The following is an 11,989-nucleotide window of genomic DNA, read 5'->3' on the forward strand; positions in this document are numbered from 1 at the left end:
ACTATGTGAAATATGTTGCTTTAAATACATACACATAATAACGATTTTCAATCTGATAAGTAAAAACAAATAAAAAAGAACAGATGAATACTCAATATAAATGGTTAATACTTCTGCTAATTTTTGGATGTATTTCCTGTGACTCAGACGATGATGCTTCTACAACAATGCAAGAAGTAGTAATTACTTCAGGTGACGCAGATTTTTCAACATATGTTTCTTTGGGAAATTCTTTGACAGCAGGATTTACTGATGGAGCATTATTTATTGCGGGGCAAGAAAATTCGATGTCAAATATTTTAGCAAATCAATTTGCTCTTGCGGGAGGAGGAGACTTTACACAACCCTTAATGAGTGATAATATAGGAGGAGCATTAATAGGTGGGATGCCAGCTTTGAACCCTAGATTTTATTTTTATAGTGACCCTAATCCAGAACCTCCTAACGAATCTGGACCACGATTATTAGGAACTACTCCAGGAGATAATACTCCAGAAATACCTACAACAGAAATCACCAATGTGCTGTCTGGACCATTTAATAATATGGGTATTCCGGGAGCTAAAAGTTTCCATCTATTAGCAGATGGATATGGTAATGCTGCAGGGTTGCCAAGCTTGGCAAATCCTTATTTTGTAAGAATTGCTTCTAGTGCTACAGCTTCTGTATTGGGAGATGCAATGGCACAAAACCCAACATTTTTCTCTTTATGGATTGGGAATAATGATGTTTTGGGATACGCTTTATCAGGAGGAGATGGTACAGACCCTATAACTGATCAAACCATGTTTACTAATGCATATAATGGGTTAGTAACTACGTTAACTTCTGGAGGGGCAAAAGGAGTTGCATTTAATATTCCAAACGTAACCTCGATACCACACTTTACTACAGTTCCTTTTAAACCATTAGACCCTACAAATCCAGGTTTTGGACCATTGATTCCAACATTAAATGCTCAATTTGCAGGTTTAAATGAGGTTTTTACAGGGTTAGGAGTTCCTGAAAGAGCAATCGAATTTGCTCTTGATGCAGCAAGTGCAGTAGTTATAAAAGATGAGTCATTACCAGATTTGTCTTCTCAAATAACAGCAGCACTTATAGCAAACATGGTCGACCCAGGTACAGCTACCCTTACCGGTATTTTATATGGCCAGGCTCGACCTGCTAATGAAAATGATTTATTAGTGCTACCAAGCTCTTCAATTATAGGCCAAGTTAATACAGATGCTGTTGCCATGTTGATGATGACCTATGGGTTATCCCAGATGCAAGCTGGGCAATTAGCTGTTAATGGTGTAACGTTTCCTTTAGAAGATAAATGGGTATTGATACCAGCAGAGCAACAAGAAATTGCTGCTGCAACAACAGCTTTTAATACAGTGATAAGTTCGGCAGTACAACAAGCAGGTTTGGCGTTTGTAGATGCAAATATGATTCTTGATCAAATTTCTGAAAGTGAAAACGGAATAGCATTTGATGAATTTCTATTGAATGATAATTTGGTTTTTGGAGGTGCTTTTTCATTAGATGGAGTACATCCTACGGCAAGAGGATATGCATTCTTAGCTAATAAAGCTATTGAAGAAATAAATACAACATATAATTCGAACTTACCGTTAGTAAAGGCAGTGGACTATCCAACATTTTATTCGCTAGCAATGTTACAGTAAAATAATAGATAATATAATTTTCTTTTAAAAAACCACTTTGTACTATACGTCCAAAGTGGTTTTTTTATGCTGTTTATTGAAGTGGTTTTTGAGTACATTCCTTTTTCAATACATCGAAAATAATGAGATGCGATACTTGAAACTGGAAGTTTATATACAGCTGCATTTATTAACATATTCGATCAAAATTAAAATGATAAACCGGAAATAGTACAACTCAATGCTACGGTATACGTCTCTATTAAGTTTAGTTTATTTAAAAACAAGTAAACCAGATATAAGTAAAATTAATTCAGAAACAATTCAAAATCATTGTAAAGCAACTAAAAAAGTAGTGTTTTTAAGGCTTAAAGAAGAAGTAAAGTATGCCTCTAAAAAAACAAAAGAAAATGAGTTATTTTTTTCATTTTAAAAGACTATATTTGCAGCCTGAAAAAAGCTAGTATTCAGTACAGTTGGATACCTGATTTTTTTACTATAATTAAATACTAAACATTAAATAGTTATATAATGTCTAAAGTTACAGGTAAAGTATCTCAAATTGTAGGTCCGGTTATCGATGTAGAATTCGCTGCTGGTACTGAATTACCAAAAATTTATGATTCGTTAGAAATTAACAGAACAGACGGTAGCAAACTAGTGTTAGAGGTTCAGTCTCACATTGGTGAAGATACTGTACGTACTATTGCAATGGATTCCAGTGATGGATTAAGCAGAGGGATGGAAGTAGTTGCAACAGGAGCTCCTATCCAAATGCCAATTGGAGGAGATGTATATGGACGTCTATTTAATGTAATTGGAGATGCAATTGATGGTTTAGGAGATCTTCCAAAAGTTGGTGAAGCTGGCCTTCCTATTCACCGTAACGCTCCAAAATTTGAAGATTTATCAACTTCTACAGAAGTTTTGTTTACAGGGATTAAAGTAATTGATCTTATTGAGCCTTATGCAAAAGGAGGTAAGATTGGATTATTTGGTGGTGCCGGAGTTGGTAAAACCGTATTGATCCAGGAATTGATTAACAATATTGCAAAAGGTCATGGTGGTCTTTCTGTATTTGCAGGTGTTGGAGAAAGAACTCGTGAAGGAAATGACCTTCTTCGTGAGATGCTTGAATCTGGTATTATCAAATATGGTGATGACTTCATGCATTCTATGGAAAGTGGAGGATGGGATTTATCCAAAGTGGATAAAGAAGTGATGAAAGAATCTAAAGCTACTTTCGTATTTGGACAAATGAATGAGCCACCAGGAGCACGTGCACGTGTTGCACTTTCTGGTCTTACAATAGCAGAATATTTCCGTGATGGAGCGGGAGACGGACAAGGAAAAGACGTACTTTTCTTCGTAGATAATATTTTCCGTTTTACCCAGGCTGGTTCTGAGGTATCGGCATTACTTGGACGTATGCCATCTGCCGTAGGATACCAACCTACTTTAGCAACAGAAATGGGTGTAATGCAAGAACGTATTACTTCTACAAAGAAAGGATCGATTACATCTGTACAAGCAGTTTATGTACCTGCAGATGACCTTACCGATCCAGCACCAGCAACAACATTTGCTCACTTGGATGCAACAACAGTATTATCTCGTAAAATTGCAGAACTTGGTATTTATCCAGCAGTAGATCCTTTAGATTCTACTTCTAGAATTCTTTCTGCAGATATTTTAGGAGATGAGCATTATAATTGTGCACAGCGAGTAAAAGAGCTATTGCAACGTTATAAAGAATTACAAGATATTATTGCTATCCTTGGTATGGAAGAATTATCTGAAGAAGATAAATTAGCAGTGGGACGTGCACGTCGTGTTCAACGTTTCTTATCTCAGCCATTCCATGTAGCAGAACAATTTACTGGTATTCCTGGATGTTTAGTAGATATCAAAGATACTATCAAAGCATTTACAATGATTATGGATGGTGAATTGGATCATTTGCCAGAAGCTGCATTTAACCTTAAAGGTACAATCGAAGAAGCTATTGAAGCTGGTGAGAAAATGTTAGCTGAAGCATAAACCGAAGCTAATGCTGAACTTGTTTCAGTATTTTTTGTCGAAAATTAAGTAATAATAAGATCCTGAAAAAAGTTCAGGATGACAAACAAATTTGTCTATGTATTTAGAAATAGTAACTCCAGAAGCAGTTTTATTTAGTGGTGAAGTAACCTCGGTTGCAGTGCCAGGAGTAGATGGAGAATTTCAAATGTTAGATAATCACGCACCTATTATTTCTTTGTTAGGAAAAGGAAATGTAAAAGTGTATGGGGATATGAATTTGGAAGAAGAGGTTGCTAATAAATTCACTAAAGGTGAAAACGGAGTAACACTACTTTCTATTACCTCAGGAACTATCGAAATGAAAGATAATAAAGTAATTGTACTAGCAGATTAAGCTAGAAAGGACTTTAGATCTTTTTAAAATCAATATATTTAATCCCTGTTATTAGTTAACAGGGATTTTTATGTTTTTAAGTAACCCTTTTCCATATTCAACTTCTTTTCGAAATCATTTTTTGATCGCTTCGATCCTAAGTTTTATCGTGGTTTTTATACTTGTTTTTTTACAACCATTTGGATCAAATAACTTTAGTAACCCATATAAAAGCCTGTATTTTATAGGGTATGGAGGGATTTGTTTTATAGTATATATTGTTTTTCATCTTTTATCCAAATGGTATTATGAGAGTTTTAAAATATGGAAATGGGTCGAGGAATTATTTTTTTGCATCTTATACCTTTCTGTAGCAATTACTTTAGCTTTTATATATACAGAAGTTATTATAAACAAAAGACCCGAACATCTTACTTTAAGCTTGTTCCTATTTTGGTTTAAGCATATGTTTCTGGGGTTTGGATTAATATTATTTGTTCTTGCTCTTTTTTTTAGACATCGGTATGCAAGTAAAAAGAACATTATCAAGGACGATGTAGTTAGTACAATAGAAAATGAAGAATCCAAAAAGAAAACAATTCTTCTACAAGGAACGATGAAAAAAGAAATCTTTGAAGTCGTGACATCGCAAGTTGTCTATGTTAAATCCGAGGATAATTATGTAATAATTTTCTATAAAGATGAGGAAGTAGTAAAAGAAAAAATACTACGAAATACACTTTCTAATACGAAAAAGCAACTTTCTTTCTTGTTGCAAACCCATCGGTCTTATCTTGTTAATCCTAAATTTATGAAATCTCTTAAGGGAAATTCGCAGAATGCAAAACTTCTGTTAGAAAATATTGATAATGCTATTCCTGTTTCTAAAACTTATTTTGAAAGTGTAAAAAAGACTATTAATTAGCCACAGTTTTTTAGTATTTCACCACAAAAAATATGCGTTAACCACAAAAAAGACAGACTACCCACTTTCATTTTTTTTACAATGTATGACCTCCTTTATTTGTAATCAATCTATGATAGCAATAATAAATTATGAGGAAATTTGGTAAAATAATTAAAGGATCATTTGTAATCATTATCACTGTTTTGCTCTTAAGCACCTTGTGTATTCGATTTTCAAGATATACAGATACAATAATTTATAAAACTAATGATGTAGGTTATGATACTCTTAAAACAGTATTCACTTATGAAGAATACTATTTTAAAATGGATGATCATACTAAGATACACGGAGTGCTTTTTAAGACAGATACGATTCATTCAAAAGGAACTATTTTTCATTATGCAGGCAAAGGAATGCATTTACAGACATCTTTAAAGTATTATAAAACATTACTTTCAAGAGGGTTTCAGGTATTTAGTTTTGAACGTAGAGATTTTGGAAAGTCCACAGGTAGTGCAGACAATTCTCGTATCTTAAAAGAAGATGCATTATTTGTTTTTGATGAGATAATAAAGCACGAAGACGTAATCGATAAACCTATTATTATTTGGGGACAATCACTAGGAGGTGCTTTTGCAGTAATGAATGCAGCAGAAAGACAAGAAAACATTAGAGGTCTTATTGTAGAAGGTACATTTAGTTCCTTTCCTGATATTGGTAAGGTATATGCAAACGCATTACATCTCGAAAACTTTAAATGGATTGTACCTCTTTTAATGAACAATGATTTTCCAGCAGAAAAAGAAATAAAACGCATTACAAAACCTGTACTAATTATTCATAGTACAGTTGATACAGAAGTACCTTATGTCTTAGGAAAGAAACTTTATGAAGCTTCAAATAAATCAAATACTGAATTTTGGAAAATACAAGGAAAACATATTCGAGGAATATTTGATTATGAAGATGAATACATAAAAAAAATCGAGAAAATGATAACTCCAAATACTAATTAATTAGCATTTGGAGTTTCTATCTATACTAAGATTTATAAATGCTTTATATTATCAATTCTGTTTTTATCTAGTCGCGTTCCGTAAGGATCAATACTAATGTATTTAGGAATCTCATCAACAATAATCTTTATTTGAGAATTCTCTTTGTCAAAATGATACGCTTCTAAATATAAGATATCATCACCCACTTTGATCTTTTTAGGATGTTTTCTAAATAATCCTATTTGGATAGGTTCCTGAATCGAAATTTCTACATCTTTACCCTGATTTTTGGTTTCAAATCGTTTGGTTACTGCATCTAGCGTAATTTCGTATTTTCCACTTTTTAGTTCTTTGTATGAAGTGTTCTCTATTTTTAAATCATAAATAATAATACGCTTAAACCAATCATCAATTAGGGGGTGATATTTTGTAGGAGTTACCAGATAAATTTCTTCAAGAAAATCCAAGGTAATAATTTCAAATTCTTCTTTATTTCCAAATTTAGACACCAATTTATGAAGTATAGTATTTATTTTTCTACTTCCAATAAGCTCTTTAAGCGCTAGTAATACAGTGTAATTTTTGCCATATTGGAGATAACTTTGCCCGTCTGATAAATAGATAGGAGGTTCTAGTTCTGAAGTGTATGAACGTCCTGTAAAATATCGTTTATTAGATGTTTCTGATAAATTCCACAAAGCACCTTTTCCGTAATACTTCTCCATTACTACCATTTCTGTGTATTTGGCTAACCCTTCTGTAAAAAAACCTCCCCCTTGAGTCATTTTGGGTGTTAGTATGTGTCCCCACCATTGGTGTGCTACTTCATGAATAGTACGTTTGGCTACCAGGTCAAAAACTTCAGGATTACGTTGATCCAATAAATAAAAATTATCTTCGACCATACTTATGGTTCCTGGCATAGCCTGTCCTCCAAAGGACCAATGTGCAGGAATTTCTGCAATACGAAGATGATCAAAAGCATAATCGCCAAAATTTTGGGTACAATACTCTAATGTCTCTTTACTAGCCTTCATAGCCGAAGTGATATTCATCTGATGCTCTGGATGAAAATATTGTTCTATATTGATACCATTATATTTTTCTTGTTGTACTTCGTAACGAGCAGAAAAATATCCAAGTAAAGGAGATACCTTACCATGTGTCTTATAGTGATAATAATTTCTGTGACCCTCTTTCCATTTTTTAATAAGATTTCCCGGTGCAATAGCGATTTGATCTGTCTGTGTTGATACTATGGTTTCAAAAGGAACACGACCAATAAGGTTATCAGGTTTTGCATGTAAATTAGTATTGTTTATGATTTCTTCTTCTAATTTTGGTAACCCACGCTTTATTCGTTCGCTAGAATTTTTAATTTCCTTACTTCTTCTGTATCCCAAAGATGGTTCAAAGGAGGAATGTAAAATATAGCTGCCATTTTTTACAATAGAATTTCGAGTTTCGAAACCATCATTTTTTATGATGAGCTCATATTTAAATTTTAAATGCTGACCAGGCAATAAAGGATTTTTTAATTTGAACAGATGTGTTTTGAAAATAGAATCATATTCAATCAATACGGCATTTTCTAAAAATACGGATTGTAATGGTTCTCTTGGAGATATAAAAACAGTAGTAATTTTAGTGTCACTTTTATTACTTAAGATATAATCAGCTTTTACTGTGTATTTTTTCTCATCGGGATAGATATCCACGGCTGTTTTTAGATGGATGGGATACAATTCTTCAAGCGAATCGTATTGTTTAAATTTACGTTCATAAGCTTCGGCTAAATCTAATTCCTTATGAGAAGAAACATAACCATTTATAATATTGACATTAAAAAAAATTATGCTTCCAGAACTAATAAAAAGTAGAGCTAATACAAAAACAATACTTCTTTGGAGTGTTGTCCAATTCGAAAAAAGTAATCGTATTCTGAATTTTGCACTAGCGATGATTCCTCGTTTCCATAATTTGAAGGCTAGTACTACCAAAATTCCTGCAAGTGTTATCCAATATAAAGCATAATAATTAAAGGGTTTTAGGTAATATCCATAGCCATTCATATCGTTGTATATTACTTTAGATGTTCTTCCTAGTTGAAGTAGTGGATGTTCTATCCCAATAAAACTACTTAGCGAACTTCCTAATAAAAAAATAAGAATTCCAGAAAGAAACATTCCTATGTATTTGTTGGATACTATACTTTGAATGAAGAGTGTCAAAACACCATAAAAAATCATCTCAGTACCCTGAAAGTAGAACATATTAATGTATTGTTGCCATTCAAAATCATAATAATCTCCAGCAATCTGAAAACTTATAGAAACTAGAATAGAAGTGATAATTAATAATAATGGTAATACGAGTAGTGCAACATATTTTGAGAAAAAAAAGATATTGTTTGATGCAGGAGTCGTATCTAAAATACCGTTAAAATTTAAATTTCGTTCTTTCCATATTAATTCTCCGCTATAGAAAATAATAAGAATTAGACTTAAAATAGGTAGTGGTTCACTTATCAATTCAATTAATGATGATGTTGAAGGATATAAACTATCATGATAAAAACCACCTTCATAAATCCTATTATAAATTTCGGTTATAGCGATCAAAATCCATATCAAAAGTACTGCAATAAAGGGTAAGCTCTTAAAAATGTTTGTTAGCTCTAATTTTGTGAGGGATAAAAAACTAGAGCATTGTGCTTTTCTGGTTTTTGCAAATGTCAAAACTGGAGTGTACAATTTTTTCTGATGTACTCTTTCTAAAATGGCTTCATTTTTTTTTGCTTTTTGAGCATTTTTTCTAAAGGAGAACAGTTTATATGTAGTTCCTAAAAGAAGTATTGAAAGCGAGATCCAGATTATTCTGTTCCAAAGAAAATATCCAGAAAAGGATAGAAGTTGAGTATTCTTTTGAAAAGGAGTCCAATACATGGTTTGCTCAAAAAAAGCAGATAATCCAAATGGATCGGCTAATGCAGCAATAACCATATTTTCTTGAGAAGGTGGTACAGCCTGGGCAAGCATAGGAGAGTTGAGAAATATAGAACACCCCCAATATAAAGCATAAATAAGAACAGCACCAATATAGATTGTTAATGCTTTTCGAGAAAATACAGAAATTGAGAATAATAAAGCAGTAAGAATAAATAAATTAGGAAATAGTAGGGTTGTCCAAATAGATAAATAATGTATAATCTTAAAGGGAGCAAATTGGTCTGGGGAAGTGGGGAAAAATGTTCCTGTTCCAAAACCCACAAGTGCTAAAGTAAATACAATAAGGCTAACCAAAAATACTCCCAAAAACCGACTCCAATAATAATGATGTTTTTTGATAGAAGTAGTATAGATAATGCCTTCGGTATGATATTGTTGGTCTCTAATGATTGCATGCACGCAATAGAACATAATCGCAAAAACAGATACCAGGCTAAACATTCCAATAAAAAAACTAATTTGATATGGAGCATTACTTTTAATTAATTCTGAACTTCCTAATCTACCTTTTGATGACATGAAAAATCCAAAAAAGAAAAATGCAATAGAAAACATGTAGAATGATAATTGCCTGGAATGATATCGCCATTCGAATTGAAAAAGTTGAGTAAACATAATCGTGTTTATTTTGTAATTAATTTATGCTTGTAACGTGCTGAAATACACATCTTCTAATCCCGGATTAATAGGTTCAAATCCGGCTTCTGGTTTTTCATCTGCAAGAACATGAAGTTGCGTTTTGCCAGATATTAGTCGGGTAGAAATGACATTAAAAGCAGTTTGATAACTTTTTAGATCTTGTTTTTCTATGATCTTGTGCCAGATTTTGCCATGTAATTTCTCTGTTAATTGAGTAGGAATACCTCTTGTAATTATTTTACCCTGACTCATGATAGCCATATTAGCACATAAATCTTTTACATCTTCTACAATATGAGTAGATAGAATAATAATAATGTGTTCTCCTATTTCACTTAATAAATTTAGAAATCGATTACGCTCTTCAGGATCCAGACCAGCTGTTGGTTCATCTACAATAATCAACTTAGGATTACCTAATAACGCTTGTGCAATACCAAATCGTTGTCGCATTCCGCCAGAAAAAGTATATACTGCTTTTTTTCTATGCTGGTATAGATTTGTTTGTTGCAATAAGGCTTCTACTTGTTCTTTGCGTTCTTTTTTATTAATAATGCCCTTTAAAATAGCAAGGTGATCCAGGAGTTTTTGCGCAGAAATTTTTGGATATACTCCAAATTCCTGTGGGAGGTATCCTAATTGATTTCTTAATTCCTGAGGTTGTTTAATAATATCAATTCCGTTAAACAAGATGTCTCCCGATGACTGTTCTTGTAAAGTCGCAATTGTTCGCATTAAAGAAGATTTACCTGCTCCGTTTGGCCCTAACAAGCCAAACATACCATTATGAATAGTTAGTGAAATAGTATCTAACGCTTTTACGCCATTAGCATAGGTTTTTGATACATTTTTTATTTGTAATGTGTTCATACCAATTAATTTTGATTCTGACACGAACATAAATTGAGTTGGAAGAGAAACCCAATAATTTATATGAATACAAATAGAATTGAACAGATACTTTGAAAAACACAATAAATACGATTAATCAAAAAAAATGACGAGTTCGTTTCTATTTTGATAGCGTCTGTACATATAACTATTGGGATATGTATAGGTTTATTATTTTTGAGTTATGATTGGATTTTTAAAGAAATATAGAGCTATCCCATTTGGATTTATACTTCTCTTTTTTATAATTGAAGGCCTTAAGTATGTTGATTTTATTCGTATCGATTCCGAAGAAATACTAGTTAATGTATTGGGGTTTATATTTTGGGGATTAGTTATTTCTATTATTGTACACGCTGCATTTTTTCATAGAAAAGAGAAGATTTTTTATTGGATGATAGCCAGTTGGACAATCTCTCTGATAGGATTTATGTTGGGGAAATTAATGGATTATAGAGTGTTAGGGATCAGTTGTATGTTTTTATTGTTTATAAGCAGTTTTTACATTCTTTGGTCATGGTATTTACAGAAGTATAAGAATAAAAACACAATTACATTATTAAAAGAACGTAAGTCTATCTTGATAAAAATGATAATCCTTGCTATCATTTTTATTGTTATGTTAATAATAGATGACTATATGAGAGTGCCTGATAACCCAATTACTTTTTCCTTATTGACATTATTTTGGTTGGGAGTATTTTATATTTTGGCACCAAGATTTTTTCAAAAATACAGATTGTTGATTATCGGACTCTATGGAGGAGGGTTAGTGTTGTTTTATTTGGTTATAGCTTTTTTAGGTACCAGAACCCATGAAGAAAATCTCGATTTATTTATAATTTTTTTGTTTCCTATACCCTTGTTCATAGTATTGTGGCTGTATGATCAATGGAAATGGTTTCAAAATCTAAAAGCAGATAAAGCCAAAGCAGAGTTAGCATTGTTAAAACAGCAGGTAAACCCGCATTTCTTTTTTAATACCTTAAATAATTTATACGGACTTGCAAAACGTAAATCTGATGATGCTCCAGATCTTATTCTTAAACTCTCCGATATTATGAGATATGTAATTTATAAAGGGAAAGAATCTGAAGTAAAACTAGAAGAGGAGATAGAATATCTTGAGAATTATATAGAACTTCAGCAAATACGACATCATGAAAAGGTAGAAATTACTTTTAATAAAGATATTCAAGAATCTGATATCCTGATTCCTCCATTATTATTTATAATATTGTTAGAAAATGCATTTAAGCATGGAGTAGATTCTTTAGTGAAAGGAGCTTACGTCAATATAAATCTTGAAGTTTCTAATCGTCAGATTATGTTTGAAGTTTCTAATAATTATGATAAATCTGCTCAAAGTGATTCTAAAGGTATTGGACTAGAAAACCTGAAAAAACGATTAGAGATTATATATAATAATGCATTTACTCTTGATTTTGATATCCAGAAAGAAACCTATAACGTACGTTTAACAATTAATATCTAAA

The 11,989-nt window shown here is 32.2% G+C and carries 8 protein-coding genes; 6 read left to right on the plus strand and 2 right to left on the minus strand.

The features are described 5' to 3' along the window. Positions 1-83 precede the first annotated feature (83 nt). The 5 genes from PQF96_RS07430 (at position 84) to PQF96_RS07450 (ending at position 5,973) form a co-directional block, all read left to right on the plus strand. Entirely contained in the window at positions 84-1,673 is a 1,590-nt protein-coding gene (locus tag PQF96_RS07430; protein ID WP_271765598.1) for an SGNH/GDSL hydrolase family protein, read from the plus strand. Positions 1,674-2,183: 510 nt separating this feature from the next. Beyond that, entirely contained in the window at positions 2,184-3,692 is a 1,509-nt protein-coding gene (gene atpD, locus PQF96_RS07435; RefSeq protein WP_109435037.1) for a F0F1 ATP synthase subunit beta, read from the plus strand. Between the two features lie 97 nt (positions 3,693-3,789). Further along, entirely contained in the window at positions 3,790-4,068 is a 279-nt protein-coding gene (locus PQF96_RS07440) for a F0F1 ATP synthase subunit epsilon (RefSeq protein ID WP_109435038.1), read from the plus strand. A gap of 70 nt (positions 4,069-4,138) precedes the next feature. Further along, positions 4,139-4,972, plus strand: a complete 834-nt coding sequence (locus PQF96_RS07445) for a LytTR family DNA-binding domain-containing protein (protein ID WP_271765599.1) — start codon at positions 4,139-4,141, stop codon at positions 4,970-4,972. Positions 4,973-5,103: 131 nt separating this feature from the next. Then, positions 5,104-5,973 (plus strand): alpha/beta hydrolase, encoded by an 870-nt coding sequence (locus tag PQF96_RS07450; RefSeq protein WP_271765600.1) that lies wholly within the window; start codon positions 5,104-5,106, stop codon positions 5,971-5,973. A 32-nt stretch (positions 5,974-6,005) separates the two neighbouring features. Here PQF96_RS07450 and PQF96_RS07455 read toward each other — a convergent pair whose 3' ends face one another. Together PQF96_RS07455 and PQF96_RS07460 are read right to left on the minus strand one after the other, a co-directional pair. Next, on the minus strand, positions 6,006-9,578 hold the full coding sequence (locus tag PQF96_RS07455) for an ABC transporter permease/M1 family aminopeptidase (RefSeq protein ID WP_271765601.1): 3,573 nt from the start codon (positions 9,576-9,578) through the stop codon (positions 6,006-6,008). Positions 9,579-9,602: 24 nt separating this feature from the next. Then, positions 9,603-10,472: an ABC transporter ATP-binding protein gene (locus tag PQF96_RS07460; RefSeq protein ID WP_271765602.1), complete on the minus strand. Its 870-nt coding sequence runs from the start codon at positions 10,470-10,472 to the stop codon at positions 9,603-9,605. Positions 10,473-10,677: 205 nt separating this feature from the next. Between PQF96_RS07460 and PQF96_RS07465 the strand changes: the two genes are divergently transcribed. Next, positions 10,678-11,988: a sensor histidine kinase gene (locus PQF96_RS07465; RefSeq protein ID WP_271765603.1), complete on the plus strand. Its 1,311-nt coding sequence runs from the start codon at positions 10,678-10,680 to the stop codon at positions 11,986-11,988. The last annotated feature ends 1 nt before the right edge of the window (position 11,989 follow it).

The sequence above is a fragment of the Aquimarina algiphila genome, from assembly GCF_947494415.1.
GTDB lineage: Bacteria > Bacteroidota > Bacteroidia > Flavobacteriales > Flavobacteriaceae > Aquimarina > Aquimarina algiphila.

Bases quoted from the DNA above. Each gene is read 5' to 3' on its own strand.
- PQF96_RS07430 (WP_271765598.1), top strand. From the start codon at position 84: ATGAATACTCAATATAAATGGTTAATACTTCTGCTAATTTTTGGATGT.
- atpD (WP_109435037.1), top strand. From the start codon at position 2,184: ATGTCTAAAGTTACAGGTAAAGTATCTCAAATTGTAGGTCCGGTTATC.
- PQF96_RS07440 (WP_109435038.1), top strand. From the start codon at position 3,790: ATGTATTTAGAAATAGTAACTCCAGAAGCAGTTTTATTTAGTGGTGAA.
- PQF96_RS07445 (WP_271765599.1), top strand. From the start codon at position 4,139: ATGTTTTTAAGTAACCCTTTTCCATATTCAACTTCTTTTCGAAATCAT.
- PQF96_RS07450 (WP_271765600.1), top strand. From the start codon at position 5,104: ATGAGGAAATTTGGTAAAATAATTAAAGGATCATTTGTAATCATTATC.
- PQF96_RS07455 (WP_271765601.1), bottom strand. From the start codon at position 9,578: ATGTTTACTCAACTTTTTCAATTCGAATGGCGATATCATTCCAGGCAA.
- PQF96_RS07460 (WP_271765602.1), bottom strand. From the start codon at position 10,472: ATGAACACATTACAAATAAAAAATGTATCAAAAACCTATGCTAATGGC.
- PQF96_RS07465 (WP_271765603.1), top strand. From the start codon at position 10,678: ATGATTGGATTTTTAAAGAAATATAGAGCTATCCCATTTGGATTTATA.